The organism is Nonlabens sp. Asnod3-A02, assembly GCF_045063755.1.
In the GTDB taxonomy this organism is placed as follows: Bacteria; Bacteroidota; Bacteroidia; order Flavobacteriales; family Flavobacteriaceae; genus Nonlabens; species Nonlabens xylanidelens.
In genome coordinates this window covers 1275641-1293404 of record NZ_JBEFOC010000007.1, presented here as the reverse complement: position 1 = coordinate 1293404, position 17764 = coordinate 1275641, and the positions used below count along the sequence as shown (strand labels likewise).

The window sequence follows — 17764 nt, the reverse complement described above, 5'->3', positions numbered from 1 at the left end:
TCTGTTAATTATTTATTAATAAGGTAACATATAGTTCATGTATTATTGAGTTTTAAAAGCTATATTTATAGTTCTTAAAGCGCATAGAATGAATAGATTAATACTAATTAGTACCTTATTACTGTCTCATTTATTAATGGCACAGGTAGGAATAGGTACCGCAACTCCAGATCCAGCCGCTGTTCTAGATATTAATTCTGAAATAGAAAGTGGTGTTTATGGAGGTTTAAAATTACCGACTGTTACCATCGCTCAAAGAGCAACTATAGCAACACCTATACCTGACGGTTTGATGATATATCTTAAGGATGGAAACATACGTTGCGTTCAGATATTTGATGAAACAAGAAGTCAATGGATGAATTGGTACTGTATGAATGAAGTGCCAGAAGCATCGAGTGTTGATTATACAGGAGTTTTAGAAGTAGGAGAAAGTTTAAATGGTAGTTATTCTTATAGTGATGGAGAAAATGATTCAGAATCAGGTTCTGTCTTTCAATGGTATCGTGCAGATGACGTGAGTGGAACTAATCAGGTTGCTATAGTTGGTGCTACTAGTCTTAATTATACAACTGTAGCTGCAGATGGTGGTTTCTTTATCGCTTTAGGTGTTACTCCTTATGCAAGTTCTGGAGCTAGTCCTGGTGTAGAAACGTTAAGTGATTATAGAGAGATTGAATTTAAACAGACAGAAATTGATTTTGCATCTGTATCTACTAATTTGTTAGAAGATGATGTCACTACTATTACTATAAATGTAATAAACCCAAGTCCTTCTGTTGATACTGTTGTAGAACTGAACCTTAATTCTAGTAGTACGATAGGTATATTAGGTGTCGATTATGACATAGATAATAATAGCAATACTGTAACTTCTTATCCTTTTACGGTTACTGTACCAGCAGGTGCAACAACGATAAGCTTTGATGTATACTCCTATGCAGATGATGAAAATGCTATAGATGAAATTTTGATTCTTGATATGCAGAATCAGTCAGGAGGAATTAATACGATAATAGGTACTAATGCATCTCATACTATTACAATGAACGATGACGATAGTGCTACTCAGGTTCAATTTAATAGTATTGCTTATTCTGAGACTGAAGACGGACTTGTAGGTTCTATAGATGTGGATATAATAAATCCGTCTAGTATGACAGCTACATCAGTAGAGGTTGTTTTAAATGGATCTTCAACTGCTGTTAACGGTACTGATTATGATACTGATGGACTAGGTACGTCATTGACCTTTCCTATAACCTTAATCTTTCCTGCTGGTAGTTCTAGCTCTCAACAAGTTGATTTTTTTATTACTAATGATTTATTGTCAGAGGGAGATGAAACTGTAATCTTAGATTTACAAAATATAAGTGGAGGAATAAGTGCAGAGATAGGCACTAATGCTTCTACTACATTTACAATAATTGATGATGAGATACCATTATTTGTGGAAATGAATCAAGATTTTGACTCTAATGTTAATTGGGGATACACCGTTTCTCCTACTGCATATCATGTGGGTGAGGATGTCTGGGATATTGTAAATTCTATGACCTCTATATCTACTTTAAATAATAATTTCTGGGGTATGCGGGACCTTGATAATACTAATGGAGGTGGTAGTTTTCTACATACATTAACATTTGCAGATGTAGATGTTTCTGGCGCAATTAATCCTATTTTTAGTTTTGATTATGAATCACAAGATTTAAACGCTGGAGCAGACCGATATGGCTACGAGTTATTTTATGATGGAGTAAGTCAGGGTGAGATAAATATTTGCGCTGGTTGTGATACTGACTTACAAGGAACGATTACTGTTAATATTCCTGCGACAGTGACCACCTTTAGTGTTGTTATGTACGGTAGATTTAATGGTGGTAGTGACCTTGCCGCTTTTGATAACTTTAGACTTTATCAATAATGAAATATTTTAAAACTCTTTTTATCCTTATACCTTTCATAATCTCAGCTCAGGTTGGAGTGAATACAGATTCACCTCACCCTTCAACTGTCTTAGATATTGATAGTAATAACACCATCAATTTTGGCGGTTTGTTAATTCCGAGCATACTAGAAGCACAGAAAAGTTTAGTTTTAACGACTATTGAGTCAGAAGGTACTCTACTTTTTGTGACGTACCCTAGTGGAGTTCGTTGTTTAGAAATTTATGACGGAATTCAAAATGTGTGGCAAAAAATCAACTGTTTAAATTTAGACCCAGTCATACTTTATTCTGAAGACTTTGAAAGTTATGTAGATGGCACAGGTATTAATAGTTCTGGTGGTTCAGGTGATTATCCTTCGTCAGTGTCTAAATGGATTCTCAATGATGTTTTGGGGAGCCTAGCGTCATCAGATTATGTAGAAACTCAATCTGGTGTTTTAGAAGCAAATGATACTAATGGACCTATACAATTTGATACGCAGTCTATAGATATTACTGGGTATTCAAATATTTCTTTTAGCCTAGACATTAGTGGATCAGGTACACTAGAATATAATCCCTCTCTACATGCAACTGACGATACCAATATGGTAAATGACTATGTCAACGTATCTTATTCAGTAGATAATGGTCCTTTTGTTACCATAACTGACTTTAACGGTAATGGTAATGCAAATCATACATTGCTACCTTATTATTTAAGCGGTGGTGCTGGTAGTGCTCCATATTTCCCAAATGACACCGTTGTTTTTACCGGTTTAAGTGGTTCTTCTTTAGTGATAAGAGTTCAATTTCAAAATTGGGCTGGTGATGAATTCTTTTACATAGACAACATAGAAGTATTAGGTAATTAACCCAAATTCTTTTTTCTAATCGTATTTTATGAGAAAGAAATGATTATTCATGAATTATGTTAATTCCTTCTTAGATTTAATGCATCTTATGAAAACAAATCCTTAAAAGGGTTAATTTTACTTATATCATTATTTATCGGTCTGTTGCTTTTTTGTAAAAGTGAGACCACTTATTAGTTAATGTATATTTAAAACCCTCATAGCATCTCATTACATGGTTAAATTATCTATTCTTGAAATCATAGAACGAATTGAAAACGAAGAAATATTCCATGCCGTAGTAGATGATTATTCTTTTTCAATAAAGATAGATGACTACGTACCATATGCTTGTGCTGCGATTAATAACGGCCATCATTTTTCACAAGATTTGAGAGATAATTGCTTACTCAATATTCAGGAGCGCTGGTATGAAGAAGACCCTAGTACTGGGCAGATGATAGCTGGTTTACCTATAACTTTAATAGCTCTAGATAGTAGATTTGAGTATGACTTAAACAGACACCCACAAGATGCTATTTATGAAACAGCTTGGGGAAAAAATGTTTGGAGAAAACCGTTAAATTCAGATCAACATGATAGATCCATCCGTAAACATGATAATTTTTATAAAGTAGTGCTCACCCTTATGGTAAAGCTAGAAGAACTATTCGGGAGTACGGTTTTTTATGATTTACATTCTTATAATTATAAGAGATGGGATAGAGTAGTGCCTGTTTTTAACATAGGTACTAGTAATGTCGATAAAGAAAAATATGGCACCGCTATAACGCAATGGCAGGATATTTTAGATGGAATGTCGTTACCTATAGATCAAAAAGTAGTGTGTAAGATAAACGATGTTTTTGAAGGAAATGGTTACTTCTCGAGATACGTAACTGCAAATTCATTAAATTCTTTAGTATTAACGACACATGTGGCAAAAATTTACTGTAATGAAACGTCCGGAAAAATTTATCCAGAAGTGGTGCATTCTATACAAGATCTTTTCAAATATTATATAAAAGCTCATGCCCATCGTTTTTATGATAGACATGATGCTTATTAATATTTAAATAACGAGAAGTTGTTTTACTGTTCCGCTTTCGCGAAAGCGGAATTACCACAAATAATGCAATAAGTACGTATATCTTATCTCTTAATATACATCACTGCAGAGTCTTCAATGTATTTAGTAGGCTTAAATTGTAAGATGAAATTTTCTTTTACAAGTTTTAAGTCCTCTCTTAATTCTTTGGCTCTTTTTACAAATTCTTTGGAGAAATTATCTTCATTAGAGAATTTAACAAATAGCTTTTCATACTTCTCAATATTATTGAGCATGCGACCAGTAAGCTCTCCAAAACGTATTCTTATAGATTGTACCTGGTACATGTAAGTTTCTACATTACCCATCCAGTTTTGATTATTGCCGTTTTCTAAGGTATTTAATTTCAATAATATTTTATCTCTACTGTACAACTTAAAAGCATCGATATCTGAGTCTAGAGTGGCTGTTAGGAAAGTCTTGTACTTAGTTCTATCTATATTGTAAAAAGCAATTTGCTTATCTACTAGCGCTTCATATTCTGACTGTAATTCTTTTAACTCGCTGTCTATAGTTTTCCATTCATTGTCGAGTATAGATTTTTCAGATTCAAATTGACCAATAGAGTTTAAGAGCATTAAAACTCTCGGTGTTTTTTCTATAAGGTCTTTGTCTCTACCTTTTAACTGTGATAAAATTAATGTGATTCCAGAGGTTACCGACTGTGAAATAGAACCAAAAAGTGGGATGTCATTAGTAGAATCACTTATCAAAGAGACGGTTCTATTAATAAAATCGAGTGTAGCGTTGTCTCCTTTTTTCTTTACATACCATTTATCATACTCAGACTTCCATGCTGTAAATTCTGAGTAGCCTTGTAGGTTATCAAATTTACCTAGTTTGGTATAAAACCCATTTGAGGATAAATATAACTTTGCAGGTTGTATATCTTTTTGAATTTTGATAAGTTCAGTAAAAGCAAGTTGTCCGTTAGATTTAATCTTTACTTTAGGACTTTCTTCTAGTATTTTAATTCGGTTATCTAGTTCCTTTTGTATCTGTTCTTGCAAGTCTAATTTGCGACCATATTGTTTACCACTTATTTGCGATAATTGCTCGGTTAAATTGGTAATTTTGAATTGATTGTTATTTAATTCTTTCTGTAGTTTATTGAGTTCAACATCTCTTTCTGTTTTAATCTGTTCAGAAATAGTGTCGTCTTGGGCTTGTGCGGTAAAAGTAATGGTACAAAATAGTAAGAGCGATAACAATTTTTGCATGGGAATAAATTTGGTTTTCATTTCTTAAAACGCATTTAAGAACTTTCTATTTGATGTTTTAAAATTTAAATATATTAAAAAGGGAGTTATTAAGGATTACCTATTAAAAGGTATTTTATCGTCTCATTTTTTAAGAGCCTACAAAGTCAGTACTATTTCATGTATATTAAGATTAAAAACAAGGTAATTAACCTTACTATAAATAGGTGTACCTCTCAGAGAATATGTAATATTGCAAACACCAAAAAATAGCTATGTCAGATTTACGTAAACAGTTAGAAGACCGATCAGGAAACGCTTGTGAGCTTTGTGCTGCAACAGATACACTAGAAGTAAAGGTTAACCTCGATACTTATCAAGTACCAGATTCTCCTAAGAATGTTAAAGACACAGCTATTCTAGCTTGTGAGACTTGTAGAACACAACTAGAAGATGAATCTCTAGTAGACGCAAATCACTGGCGAGCGCTTAATGATTCTATGTGGAGTCCAGTACCTGCTGTACAAGTAGTTGTTTACCGTATGTTAGATCAATTAAGACCTCATGGATGGCCTGTAGACCTTATTGATATGATGTATCTAGAAGACAGTACTAAACAATGGGCCGAGGATGGTATACACCGTGGTCCTAAAATCATTCATAAAGATGTAAATGGTAATATTCTTCAAAGAGGTGATAGTATCGTAATCATTAAAGATTTACCGGTTAAAGGTTCTAGTCTTATCGCAAAGCGAGGTACAGCGGTACGTAATATCTCTTTAGTGCATGATAACGCAAACCAGATAGAAGGTAAGGTAGGGCCTACACAAGTGGTTTTATTAACGCAATTTGTAAAGAAAACTTCTAAGGAAGATTAGAAAATTAAAATAGGCTTTGTTGCCCATTTGATAAATCAACTCCTTCCATGTGAAGGAGTTTTTTTTTGGCAGGTAATCCACCAGCATACCCAGTTAACGATCCATCGGCACCTATAATGCGGTGACATGGTATAATTATAGATATGGCATTTGCTCCATTTGCACCAGCTACTGCTCGTATAGCTTTTTCATTATTTAGCTTTCGCGAAAGCGTAACATAACTACAAGTCTCTCCATAAGGAATAGTCTGTAGTGATTTCCATACCATTTTTTGAAAATCTGTACCGAGAAGTAAAAGCGGTATATCAAATATTTGAAGATCGCCTTTAAAATAGAGGTCTAATTGTTTTATAGTAATATCTAGAAGTGAGTGTTGCCCTTCTTTATAGTTAGAGTTTAAAATACTTTGAATACGAGTGTCTATCTGATGACGTTGTTTTCTGTAGCGCCAGTCTGCTAGGCACAATTGATCTTTATAGACGCCTAAAATTAATTCACCTACAGGAGATTTATAATAGGTTGTAATAATGTTATTCATAACGCAATGACTCGATAGGGTCAAGTCTTGCAGCTTTAATAGCAGGTATAAGACCAGATGCTATAGCTATGGCAATAGATACTATGGTTGCTGCAATAATCGCACTCCACGGTATTTCAAACGGTATTTCAAATCCAGAAGAGACTAGAAAACCTATTAACATACCTAGTAAAATACCTAAAAAGCTACCATACTGACTTATTAAAAAGGTCTCAATAAAAAATTGCCATGAGATGGTACTACGTTTTGCACCTAGAGCTTTTCTTACACCTATTTCCCTGGTACGCTCTGTTACAGAAACCAGCATGATATTCATTAATGCAATAGAAGAGCCAAAGATGGTAATGACACTTATTATAATAGCGGCAAAATTTAAAATACCTTTTAGATCATCTAACTGACTCATTAATTGGTCACTTTGTATAACACCAAAGTTAGTAGACTCTACAGGAGATAGACCTCTAATATTACGCATAAGAACAAGAGCCTGATCCTTTGCAGTATCCATAAGATTCTGATCAAACACCTTAACACTTAAATCATAATTAATGTTAGGAGAGGTGTAAATACCACGGGCAACATCGATAGGTATTAATACACGTAAATCAACATTGTTACCAAAGGTAGAACCCTTTGCTTCTAGTATACCTACTACAGTAAATTTATTACCTCTTATACTTAATGTCTTACCTATAGGGTTAAAACCTTGAAAAAGTTCTTCTTCCATATCACTACCTATGATACAGACTTTTGATTTGTTTTTAATATCTAGAGAAGAGAACATACGTCCTTCTCCTAGTTTAATCCCTGCATTTTCTGCATAATGCTCGTTAACGCCTGCAACGATTACGTTAGGTTTTGTTTTACGATCTTCACTTTTTACCTCTGCAGCGCTAGTGGCCTGAAAAGAAAGTCCTACCTGTGTATAAGCTGGATCATATAATTCTTCAAATTCCTTAACCTCTCTATAAGTTATAATAGGATTAACAACAGTACGCTTGTTACCACCACGTCGTTGAAAAGTTTGTGCATACCGCTGTATGTAAAACGTATTAGTCCCTATTCCAGAAAATCCATTGGAAAGGGTAGAGGATAATGCATTTACAGAACTAAGTATACCTACTAGGGCAGTTATACCTATGGCTATAATGATAATGGTAAGTATGGTACGCAACAACTGACCTTTAATGCTCTGTTGTGCGATGCTTATATTTTGGCGTAGTAATCCTAACATGGAAGTAAGACTTATAAATCGATAGAAAGTTACAAGATCTAGGTATAAATTATCTTTTTATTAAAATTAGTTTATGAACAAGCATGAGATAACTGTTTATATTTGCATCCTTAAATATTATTATGGCAAAGAAACCATCCATTCCTAAAGGTACAAGAGATTTTAGTCCACTAGAAGTACAGCGCAGACAGTACATCATGAATAAAATTCAGCATCATTTTGAGTTGTATGGATTCATGCCTATAGAAACACCTAGTTTTGAGAACTCTGATACCTTAATGGGTAAATATGGAGAAGAAGGTGACCGTCTTATATTTAAAATTTTAAATAGTGGTGAGTATCTTAAAAAAGCTAGTCCAGAACTATTAGAAACAGGAAAAGAAAACCAGCTGACTTCTCAAATTTCTGAAAAAGCACTGCGTTATGATCTTACCGTACCATTTGCTAGGTATGTAGTACAACATCAAAATGATATCACATTCCCATTTAAGCGTTACCAAATGCAAAATGTATGGCGTGCAGATAGACCACAGAAAGGGCGTTTTAGAGAGTTTACACAATGTGATGCAGACGTGGTAGGAAGTAATTCTTTATTACAAGAAGTAGAACTGGTACAATTATATGATGCCGTTTTTACAGACCTAGATCTTAAAGCGTGCACTATAAAAATAAACAACCGTAAAGTTCTTGCTGGTATTGCAGAGGTGATGGGAGCTGAGGATAAGTTGATAGACTTTACTGTAGCTCTTGATAAACTAGATAAGATAGGTAAAGAGAAAGTACAAGAAGAGATGCTTTCCAAGGGAATCGATCAAAAAGCGATCGATCTTTTAGATCCTGTTTTTTCACTTACCGGTAGCTATGCAGAGAAGATTGCAAGCATGAAGGAATTGCTTAAAGATTCTGAAATAGGGCTTAAGGGTATTGAAGAATTAGAATTTATAAATTCCTCTATAACTCAAATGCCATTAAAAAGTGCCGTTCTAGATCTAGACATCACACTTGCACGTGGACTTAATTATTACACAGGCTGTATTTTTGAAGTTGCCGCGCCAGAAGGTGTTGCTATGGGAAGTATAGGCGGTGGTGGTCGTTATGATGACCTTACTGGTATATTTGGTTTAAAAGATGTGAGTGGTGTAGGTATCAGTTTTGGACTGGACCGTATTTATTTAGTGATAGAACAATTAAATCTATTCCCAGACTCTGTTAGAGCAGGAGTAGAGGTGTTGTTTATTAACTTTGGTAAGTCTGAAGCGCAATATTGTGCTGGATGGTTATCTCGCTTTCGCGAAAGCGGAATTAAAACAGAGCTCTATCCAGATAGTGCAAAAATGAAGAAACAAATGAGCTATGCAGACCGTAATGCCATACCCTATGTGATTCTAGCTGGTGAGAATGAAATAAATGATGGAAAGCTAAATTTGAAGAATATGGCTAGTGGTGAACAACTACAATTAACTCCAGAAGAGATTATTTCTAGACTTTCTTAAAATAGTAAATTTTTATATAAACAAAAGCCTTTGAAATTAATCAAAGGCTTTTGTCATTATATAGCAGGCTATTTCTTTATTTAATAATCACTTTGCGAGATTGTAAACCAAAGTTAGTGTCTAGTACAATGATGTAATTACCGCTTGCTAGGTTAGCTACTGGCACGGATATGATACCATCCTGGTCGGTAACGTCCCATGTTTTTACTTGCTGTCCTAACATGTTAGTAAGGGTTAAAGTTTCTACTATAATCTCTTGTTCTTTCTTTACATTGAGAGTTTCTGTACCTGCAGGCGTGTAAACGATAAGATCATTTTCTTGTAATACCACATCTTCATTACTCAAAGTTACTGGATCGTTAAATACTATAGAGTAACGTGTGGAGTTTACACCAGCAGCAAGGATTGGGCTGTGGTAATCTCCATTCATTAAATCAGTATAGGTATTTAATACAGCGTCTTTCAAGAATATTTTTTGCGTTGATTCTACATTTTTAATATCATCTAGTTTTATAGTAATACTTCCTGCGGCATCTAGTTTTACCATAAGAGGTAATTCTACGAGAGGATCCATAGCATTAATTCCTTGAATGGAAAGGTTTTGATTTCCTAAAATAAATGCCATGTCATCTATTTGTTCATCTATTTGAACACCGTCAAAAGCATTATCATAACTCATAGAAGCATTTGCATCTATGGTAAGTAATAGCTGTCTGTGAATCGTACTAGGACTATCAAAGCCTAATCTTATTTTAGGTCTAGGGTCATTAATACCGTTGTAATCATCATAAGCCACGTTACCAGAACTTGCTCCAGGTGCAGCGACAAATAAACTATTACCTGAGGCTTCTGTTACAAAGTTTCTTTGGTCATTTCTAAATCTTATAGTACCGTCTGTTATACCTGTTACAAAGAAACCTTGCGCTACCGGTACAAAACGTTCTGGACGTTTAGTAGGAATACCTCCTTGGTTCACATCAGGATTAGAGGTTCCTATCGTTGCATTTGCGACACCACCAGAGTAGTTGTACATCGCATATCCACCTTGGTATCTAGCTAGTATGTGTGTGTTTCCACCCCAGTGTTCCCAAAAGTATAAGGTACCATCTAGATTAGGATTATCTGATATAAATTCATGGGCATCTAGTGCGCTAGGGTAGGGATTACCTATTAAGTAATCATTACCAGCATTAATAGGAAGATCTATATCTCCATTATTAGGTTTACCTACAAATACATAATTCTGTTCTGTAGCAGATCCTGTTCCCTTCATAGTCCATCCTTCTCCTGAGTTAATCGCTCCATTAGGTCCGGCATACTGCCAGTTAGAATAAGTATTACTGGTTAAATTACTGTATTTATATAACCATCTACCAGAAATAGTTGCTGCTGTTGTAGCGTCTCCAGGAATACCATCTCTTACTCCAGTTCCTGTCCAATTGAGATCTCGTGGGGTATTTACTAGAGTACCGTCTTTAAGCACGTTATCTAGAGTATATCCATTATTGTTGCTGTTAACAGTTGTAATACTAACAGGAGAACTCCAGTAATTATAATCATATGTTATACCTGTTCCTTGTTGATCTCTTTCTATATAACCTGTTGTAGATTCTAATAAATCACTGTTAGTTAATTGTACTAATTGTGATTCTCCTTTTAAATCTATAGAGCTTTGAAGATCTAGAACATGAGTTATGGTTAAACCATGATCATTATCTACATTCATTTCTTTACTTTCTACAAATAAGCCTAATAGAATTATATCTGTATTAGAAATAGTTACTTCGTCTTTAGTCCTAACAATGTTCCAATTTATCTTTTCAACGACTCCATTTATTACTCTCGTACTACCAGGTGTATAGAGAAGAGAGCCGTTTTCCCAACTAGAAGTATTTTCCCATACTCCATCAGCACCACTGATGTAAGGTAATGGCGCAGTTTGACTTCTTAATTCAAAATAATTTTCATTTGCCATTCTACCATATCCTTTGTTTACTGACTCATCATTTAATGCTGTTCCTATAAAGCTGTTCATACTATAGTAAGCAGTAAGATCATTCCAGTTTAATCCAGATATATCATTCTTAGTAATGGTAGTAGGTATGGTTTTACCAGCAACAAGATTTGAATTTTCTTGTAGCTCTTGGTTCATGATAAATCGTATTTGATTTTGACTTAGTGCAATATCCCACATTCTAATTTCGTCTATTTCTCCATTAAAATGATCATGAGCAGTTTCATCTTCATCTATTCTAGCACCTATCCCTAATAGGTTTCCATCTGGTAAAGGAGTAGAGAAGGGTTCTTGAATATCTAGAACACCATCTATATAAATTTTTGCAGTAGTCCCATCATAAGAGAAACCTATATGTCTCCATACACCATCACTCAAAGCAGTATTAGATACCATTTCTTGTAAGGTACTTCCATTCCATCTTAGGGAAATGCGGTTGTCATTCTTAAGAGATAATTGAAAACCAGTACCATCTGCTCTTTTTGCAACGATAGTTCTTTCTGTATTAGTACTGTTGAGTCCTGCACTAAGTACCCACGCACTTGCAGAGAAGTTACTACCTAAACCTTGTGGATTATCGATGATGATATGGTCATCTACACCATCAAAAGAAACACTTCTATCGTCATATTTTACATCGGTAATACCTAATGTGAAGTATTTGATTCCGTCAAAATTATATGACGCTCTTTCATAAGACCCATCATTGGAGAAAAATCGAGTTTCTAGGTTAGTTGTGAAATTAGCATCGTCTGCTACTATTAATACATATTCTCTATTGGCGGTTAGTGCTGGTAAACCTGAAAAATCAGAAGTAGCTACTCTTACTTCTGTTGTAGCAATGTCAGTAGCAGTCTTTTCTTCTATTTTCCATATGCGATTTACCCTGGTGAGACTAGTAGATACCGAATTTACAATTCCTAAGTCGTGATTTATAACTGTAGCATATGCGTTCAAGTCCTGACCATTGTGTCCCCAGAAAAGGAAGTCCTTGTCATTTTCAAATACTTCTAAATTTTGAGAACCTAAATCTTCCACCTTATCTAGACCTATAGCTACTATACTTGTAGAGTTCTCGCTTTTAGATTGTTTTTGAAATAATTCAGATTTATCGTCGCGAGCTATGGCAGCAACATCATAATTAAATTGTGTGTTTGAGCTATAATCCCATATAACATTATCATCAGAATCTAGATAATCCCAGTCAGCTCTATGATCATCTAATGTACTACTAGGTTGATGAAGAGAAACCCCATTTTTAATAGCTAGATATGAATAGATTCTTTGTTGTACTAATTCTGACTTTCTATCGCGATAACTGAAAACTTCTGTAATCTCACCGTTGAGGTGTGTTTCAAAAGGAAGACCGTTTAATTGATATCTACCAGCAGCTATATAAAAAGGTTTATTTGAAAAACCACTAAAATTTAATGTCTGTCTTGTCACTTGTGTTACACCTGTCTGATTATCGATTTTACGACCGTTTAAATAAATTTCAGTTTGGTTATTTGCAGGGTTGTTTTTCACATTCAGAATATGTACATCATCAAAAGTTCCTGAAGCATCAGATAGTGCTCTTCCATAACTACCATCTGCTGGGTCATTTTCAGATACTGTTCCAACACTATGAGCAATAACCTCATCATCATAACGTGCAGATACAGGTCCCCATCCTAATCCAGAAGGATCTTTTGCTGGATTAACAGGTGCATATTTTGCGCCTAGTAACATGGTCTCACCAGCTAGCGCTCCTGTCATATCTATGGTACTTCTAACCACTATCCAGTAATCGTTAGAGTTAAAACCTCCTTTACCTCTTAAATGTTGTTGTTGAGATCTATCAAATGCAACAGTAGAGTTAAAGTTAATATTGTTGGTGACGTTATTAGCAAAAACAGGTGCGCTGGCAGGGACTTCAAATGCATCGTTATCGAGAGCTTGATCCTCCCATAATGGCAACAAAGTACCGTCGGTAGATGCAATATCTTGTGATCTTAACCACAGAGTAAGATTATCGTTAACATCTGCTGGACCGTCAGGTGCGATGTCTGTAATAATTTTGCGTCCAGTAATAATAATATTGTCAAAAAGGACCCCATCATCTGTATTAGAACCATCACTTGCAAATGCTATTCTAAATCTCAAATTAGGATTATTAGAAGCAATAGTAGGTAAGTCATGGCTAGCTTCTTCAAATCTACTTAATGAGTTATCTAAATTTGAATTATCACCAGTCCAGCCGTCTGCATTATTTGCAAAACCATCTACATCTCCAGAATTATACCAGTTCTCGCCAGATGAATCTGTCCCCAAAGTATTCCAGGTAGCACCACCATTACTACTATATTGTACTCTCATACCGTCATCACCGTCGTTAGTATTAGTCCTGAAATCTATCCAGAATTTTAAATCTGTATAACCTAATGTGGATATTATAGGGCTCGTTACGGTAGCGCTAGCGTTAGAAGGGAAGTTGTTCCAGTTATCAGTATACCAATAATCTCCTTCACCTTTTTCATTAAAAACGGTACCAAGGCTAAATTCAAAACCACTAATAGAAGTAGAAGTCCATCCACCAGTCCCAGCATCAAAATTTTCATAATAAAGAGTAGATACTGGTCCAGCAGAGCTAGCTGTTATACTAAAGTTGTAAGTACCTTCATCAGCATCATTAGAATTTAATTCTATGGTGGCGTTACTTAATCCAGGAACGCTACGCGAGAATTCAATGGTAAAATCACTAGAAGATCCTGCAGGTATACTATTTAAAGGTTGTGATGTTACAGCAAAGTCTCCAGCATTAACACCACTAATGGTTACAGGAGCTCCTGACAAGGTAAGTGGTCCAGTTCCAGTATTTTCAATAGTAAATGTTTTTGATAAGGAAGTTGATCCATCTGCAATACCGAAGTCGGTCGAGTCTGCAGTATCTGGAGTGCTGTCATTATTAGAAATGCTTAATCCGTTACCTATGATATCTATTTCTGGAGTAGGTGCACCACAACCACCACCAGAAACATTGAAGAAAAAGGACGCGCCACTTTGACCACCAGTTATTGTAGAAGTTAAAACAGGGCTTCCGCCAGAATTCACAGTAACAGAGCTGGTTCCCCATCCGTTATTGAATCTATCAAAAAGTCTAATTCTATAATTGTTTGCGTCAGGAAGGCACCCAAAGTCGATAGTCGTTGAGTATGATCTATTGGCTCCGTTATAACAGTTAGTAGGATTACAGTATCTACCTAATTCAGTTCCAGCTGGATCATACACCAATACGTAATTTTGACCAGAATTTGTGGGCCAATTGATATCCAGAGTGACTCTACTAGTTTGTGCTATGCTAGAAACGCTTATTAGAAAGAATAAAATAAATACAAGAGAATAGTTTTGTTCAGGTTGGGTAATTTTTTTCATGTGTACTTAAAATTGAATTCAGGGTACACGAATTTAAATGTCATTTATCGATATAAATCGTATTTTAGCAATAATATCGATGAATTACCCATTTATTTTACCATTCGTCGAATGTTAGTAGTACGGTTGTATCGATAAATTGTTGTTTAATCGGTTTAAATGTACTAATTGTTAGAACTATACACTGTTAAATGGAATTTATGATAAAATATAGATTCTTTTTAGGAGGTTAACATATGTAAAAAGAGATATTGATCTAAATTGATGCTATGATGAGGTATGTATTAAATAGGAGTGGAAGAATCTTAAAGAAACAATGTATTGATAACCATATTTAAGTATTTAATTTATTTTATCAATAGGTAAATGTTGTAATGTTCAACTTTAAAATTCTTTTTTAATTGTAGGAAGTCTAAAATCTAATCTAGTTGCTGGTAAAATTAAGTAGGGAAGAAGAGTATATAAATAAAAAAATCCCTAACTAAAAATAGTAAGGGATTTGTAGCGTGGGGCGGGCACGATCCGCCGACCTCAGCATTATGAGTGCTGCGCTCTAACCAACTGAGCTACCACGCCATTTTACTTAATTACGTTACCGTTTTTAAGCGGCTGCAAATATACATTAATTAATTTTTGAAATCCAAATGTTATTCATTAAAAATTTAGATTAATTTGTTTTTTAATGAAACAAATTAAGCCTTATATTGCCACAAAAGTTTATTAAATGCAAGAACCAATCAAATTTGACCTAGAGTTTCCTATACAAGCTTCACCTACTTTATTATATCAACACGTTGCGACTCCTTCTGGAATGTCTGAATGGTTTGCTGATAATGTAAATAGTCGTGGAGAATATTTCAAATTTATTTGGGACGGACAAGAGGAAGTAGCAAAAATAATTAAAAGAGTAGCGGGAGAAAGAGCTCGTTTTCAATGGGATTATGATGAGGATACTGAAAAGTTCTTTGAACTCAGAATTCAAGTTGATGAAATAACTAAAGATGTTTCCTTAATGATTACTGATTTCGGTGATGATGATGACGAGGTAGAAGAACAAAAAATGTTCTGGGAAAATCAAATTAGTGCTCTAAAAAAGGTCATAGGATCCAGATAATAGATAATTAAGAATTAATTTTGAGCCCTGAAATACAGGGCTTTTTTTTATGGTAATAGTTAATCAAGAATTTTTAGAAGAACAAGATGCATTAATTCCTTTTGATAATAGAGGTACCTTTTATGGTGATGGTGTGTTTGAAACATTAAGATGTTATAATGGCGTAGCATTATTATTTGAAGATCATTATTTTAGATTAATGTCTAGCATGCGCATTTTGCGTATGGATATTCCGGATTTTTTTACACCAGAGTTTTTAGAAGAAAGTATTTTAGAACTTTTAACTAACGAAGGTCTAGAAAAAAATCACGCTAGAGTAAGAATCACAATTTGGAGAAAATCTGGTGGACTTTACACGCCAGAAGATCTCGGTGTTAACTATTCTATTTCTTGTACTCCATTAGAACATGCATACATAAATGATGGAAAGAAAGAGGTAGACTTATTCAAAGATCATCTAGTCTATGCGTCTATGCTTAGCAATTTGAAATCTACTAATAAAGCGATCAATATTCTAGCTGGTATTTTTGCCAAAGAGAATAGCTATGATGATTTGTTATTACTCAATCAAAATAAAATGATTGTAGAGGCCATATCTGGAAATGTATTCTTACGTAAAGGTGATGTCATTAAAACACCACCTATTTCTGATGGTTGTTTAACAGGAATAATGAGAGCTCAAATAATTAAGCAACTTAAGAAAATGCTTAATTATCAATTTGTAGAAGAAACTATCACACCATTTGAATTACAAAGAGCAGATGAAATCTTTGTTACTAATATGGTTAAAGGTGTTCAAAGCATTACTAAATATCGTAAAAAAGAATATAGCCTGGATACGGCAAATGAATTAACAGAATTACTTAACGACACCTTCTTTCATTAATTGTAAGAAGGGTTTTCTGGCGCGTTAGACCATAATTCATAAGCACCACCTAGGTTTTTCATTTTCTTCTTCCAGATATCATGCATATTGTCAGATAGTAGGTCTTTACTGTCTGTATTTTCTACCACTACCCAAGAATGAGAGTCTAATTCATTTTCTAGTTGAGAGCGTTCCCAACCAGAATAGCCTAGAAAGAACTTTATTTCTTCACCAGTAATAATCCCTTTTTTTAAAAGATCACTTACAGCGTGAAAATCACCGCCCCAGTATATACCATCTTCTATTAAATGAGATTCTGGTATAAGGTCTGGAATGTTGTGTAAGAAATATAGATTATCTGTTTCTACTGGGCCGCCCTGATAGACTTCTAGTTTTAATGAGATTTCAGGTATCAATTGATCAAGAGTACAGTCTAGTGGTTTATTAAGTATAAAACCCACCACACCTTCTGTATTAAACTCAGTAAGTAATATAACCGACCTTGAGAATGAATCATCACCGATAACAGACGGTTCTGAAACCAAAAGATTTCCTTTTTCTGGAATTACATTTTTCATAGAGTTTAATTAGTTAAAATAAACTTAATAAAAATTTACCAATTTCCTACTAATTTTATCAATTTAGAATGTATCTAGTGATAATTAATCAAAAAAGTAGGTTAAAAAGAAAAGTCCCGAGCTTAAACTAGTTAAGTCGGGACTTTTAAATGTTTAAACTAATTTTAAATTAGTTTACAGCTTTTTGTAAATCACTACCTGCTTTGAATTTTACAACTTTCTTTGCAGCGATCTTAATAGTTTTACCAGTTTGTGGGTTTCTACCTTCACGTGCAGCTCTTTTAGAAACTGAGAAAGAACCGAATCCTACTAGAGATACTCTATCTCCTTTTTTAAGAGACTGTTCTACATTTCCTAAAAATGATTCTAATGCTTTTTTTGCTGCTGCTTTTGAAATTCCAGCATGCTCTGCCATTCCTTCGATTAAATCTGTCTTGTTCATAATTGAATTTAAATTAATGTTGGTTAAACTAAAACGTGAAACAAATTTATACGGAATATGCGACCACACAAGGATTAGAGCGTAAAACTCGATGATTTGTTCA

General features: G+C 34.4%; 13 protein-coding genes and 1 tRNA gene. 7 read left to right on the top strand and 7 right to left on the bottom strand.

The genetic code is table 11. The features are described from left to right. The first annotated feature begins 88 nt into the window (after positions 1 to 88). From ACJJVN_RS09325 to ACJJVN_RS09315, 3 genes are all read left to right on the top strand, one after another. Positions 89 to 1927, top strand: coding sequence for a hypothetical protein (locus ACJJVN_RS09325; protein WP_405377908.1), 1839 nt, complete (start codon positions 89 to 91; stop codon positions 1925 to 1927). Continuing rightward, complete coding sequence (locus ACJJVN_RS09320; RefSeq protein WP_405377907.1) at positions 1927 to 2805, top strand: hypothetical protein; 879 nt, start codon at positions 1927 to 1929, stop codon at positions 2803 to 2805. Before ACJJVN_RS09325 ends, ACJJVN_RS09320 begins: the two co-directional genes overlap by 1 nt. A gap of 214 nt (positions 2806 to 3019) precedes the next feature. Then, positions 3020 to 3853, top strand: coding sequence for an N-formylglutamate amidohydrolase (locus tag ACJJVN_RS09315; RefSeq protein WP_405377906.1), 834 nt, complete (start codon positions 3020 to 3022; stop codon positions 3851 to 3853). 83 nt (positions 3854 to 3936) lie between these two features. Here ACJJVN_RS09315 and ACJJVN_RS09310 read toward each other — a convergent pair whose 3' ends face one another. Further along, positions 3937 to 5112 (bottom strand): hypothetical protein, encoded by a 1176-nt coding sequence (locus ACJJVN_RS09310; RefSeq protein WP_146080371.1) that lies wholly within the window; start codon positions 5110 to 5112, stop codon positions 3937 to 3939. A 254-nt stretch (positions 5113 to 5366) separates the two neighbouring features. On the opposite strand from ACJJVN_RS09310, the gene ACJJVN_RS09305 reads away from it, so the two are divergent. Beyond that, positions 5367 to 5969 (top strand): alkylphosphonate utilization protein, encoded by a 603-nt coding sequence (locus ACJJVN_RS09305; protein ID WP_104514962.1) that lies wholly within the window; start codon positions 5367 to 5369, stop codon positions 5967 to 5969. Positions 5970 to 5973: 4 nt separating this feature from the next. Here ACJJVN_RS09305 and ACJJVN_RS09300 read toward each other — a convergent pair whose 3' ends face one another. Together ACJJVN_RS09300 and ACJJVN_RS09295 are read right to left on the bottom strand one after the other, a co-directional pair. Continuing rightward, positions 5974 to 6507, bottom strand: coding sequence for a methylated-DNA--[protein]-cysteine S-methyltransferase (locus ACJJVN_RS09300; protein ID WP_405377905.1), 534 nt, complete (start codon positions 6505 to 6507; stop codon positions 5974 to 5976). Then, on the bottom strand, positions 6500 to 7741 hold the full coding sequence (locus ACJJVN_RS09295; protein ID WP_104514960.1) for an ABC transporter permease: 1242 nt from the start codon (positions 7739 to 7741) through the stop codon (positions 6500 to 6502). Before ACJJVN_RS09295 ends, ACJJVN_RS09300 begins: the two co-directional genes overlap by 8 nt. A gap of 122 nt (positions 7742 to 7863) precedes the next feature. Between ACJJVN_RS09295 and hisS the strand changes: the two genes are divergently transcribed. Further along, entirely contained in the window at positions 7864 to 9234 is a 1371-nt protein-coding gene (gene hisS / locus ACJJVN_RS09290; RefSeq protein ID WP_405368672.1) for a histidine--tRNA ligase, read from the top strand. A gap of 76 nt (positions 9235 to 9310) precedes the next feature. On the opposite strand, the gene ACJJVN_RS09285 is transcribed toward hisS, so the two are convergent. Together ACJJVN_RS09285 and ACJJVN_RS09280 are read right to left on the bottom strand one after the other, a co-directional pair. After that, positions 9311 to 14662, bottom strand: coding sequence for a LamG-like jellyroll fold domain-containing protein (locus ACJJVN_RS09285; protein WP_405377904.1), 5352 nt, complete (start codon positions 14660 to 14662; stop codon positions 9311 to 9313). A gap of 502 nt (positions 14663 to 15164) precedes the next feature. Continuing rightward, positions 15165 to 15238 (bottom strand) — tRNA-Met (locus ACJJVN_RS09280). Between the two features lie 148 nt (positions 15239 to 15386). Here ACJJVN_RS09280 and ACJJVN_RS09275 point away from each other — a divergent pair. Then, a complete protein-coding gene (locus ACJJVN_RS09275; protein ID WP_104514957.1) occupies positions 15387 to 15776 on the top strand; it encodes an START-like domain-containing protein in 390 nt (129 codons plus the stop codon). Positions 15777 to 15825: 49 nt separating this feature from the next. Continuing rightward, on the top strand, positions 15826 to 16662 hold the full coding sequence (locus ACJJVN_RS09270) for an aminotransferase class IV (RefSeq protein ID WP_405368667.1): 837 nt from the start codon (positions 15826 to 15828) through the stop codon (positions 16660 to 16662). On the opposite strand, the gene ACJJVN_RS09265 is transcribed toward ACJJVN_RS09270, so the two are convergent. Further along, a complete protein-coding gene (locus ACJJVN_RS09265) occupies positions 16659 to 17219 on the bottom strand; it encodes a YqgE/AlgH family protein (RefSeq protein WP_104514955.1) in 561 nt (186 codons plus the stop codon). The genes ACJJVN_RS09270 and ACJJVN_RS09265 overlap by 4 nt on opposite strands. Before the next feature lie 169 nt (positions 17220 to 17388). Then, complete coding sequence (locus tag ACJJVN_RS09260) at positions 17389 to 17661, bottom strand: HU family DNA-binding protein (RefSeq protein WP_104514954.1); 273 nt, start codon at positions 17659 to 17661, stop codon at positions 17389 to 17391. Positions 17662 to 17764: the final 103 nt, after the last annotated feature.

Bases quoted from the DNA above. Each gene is read 5' to 3' on its own strand.
- ACJJVN_RS09325 (WP_405377908.1), top strand. From the start codon at position 89: ATGAATAGATTAATACTAATTAGTACCTTATTACTGTCTCATTTATTA.
- ACJJVN_RS09320 (WP_405377907.1), top strand. From the start codon at position 1,927: ATGAAATATTTTAAAACTCTTTTTATCCTTATACCTTTCATAATCTCA.
- ACJJVN_RS09315 (WP_405377906.1), top strand. From the start codon at position 3,020: ATGGTTAAATTATCTATTCTTGAAATCATAGAACGAATTGAAAACGAA.
- ACJJVN_RS09310 (WP_146080371.1), bottom strand. From the start codon at position 5,112: ATGCAAAAATTGTTATCGCTCTTACTATTTTGTACCATTACTTTTACC.
- ACJJVN_RS09305 (WP_104514962.1), top strand. From the start codon at position 5,367: ATGTCAGATTTACGTAAACAGTTAGAAGACCGATCAGGAAACGCTTGT.
- ACJJVN_RS09300 (WP_405377905.1), bottom strand. From the start codon at position 6,507: ATGAATAACATTATTACAACCTATTATAAATCTCCTGTAGGTGAATTA.
- ACJJVN_RS09295 (WP_104514960.1), bottom strand. From the start codon at position 7,741: ATGTTAGGATTACTACGCCAAAATATAAGCATCGCACAACAGAGCATT.
- hisS (WP_405368672.1), top strand. From the start codon at position 7,864: ATGGCAAAGAAACCATCCATTCCTAAAGGTACAAGAGATTTTAGTCCA.
- ACJJVN_RS09285 (WP_405377904.1), bottom strand. From the start codon at position 14,662: ATGAAAAAAATTACCCAACCTGAACAAAACTATTCTCTTGTATTTATT.
- ACJJVN_RS09275 (WP_104514957.1), top strand. From the start codon at position 15,387: ATGCAAGAACCAATCAAATTTGACCTAGAGTTTCCTATACAAGCTTCA.
- ACJJVN_RS09270 (WP_405368667.1), top strand. From the start codon at position 15,826: ATGGTAATAGTTAATCAAGAATTTTTAGAAGAACAAGATGCATTAATT.
- ACJJVN_RS09265 (WP_104514955.1), bottom strand. From the start codon at position 17,219: ATGAAAAATGTAATTCCAGAAAAAGGAAATCTTTTGGTTTCAGAACCG.
- ACJJVN_RS09260 (WP_104514954.1), bottom strand. From the start codon at position 17,661: ATGAACAAGACAGATTTAATCGAAGGAATGGCAGAGCATGCTGGAATT.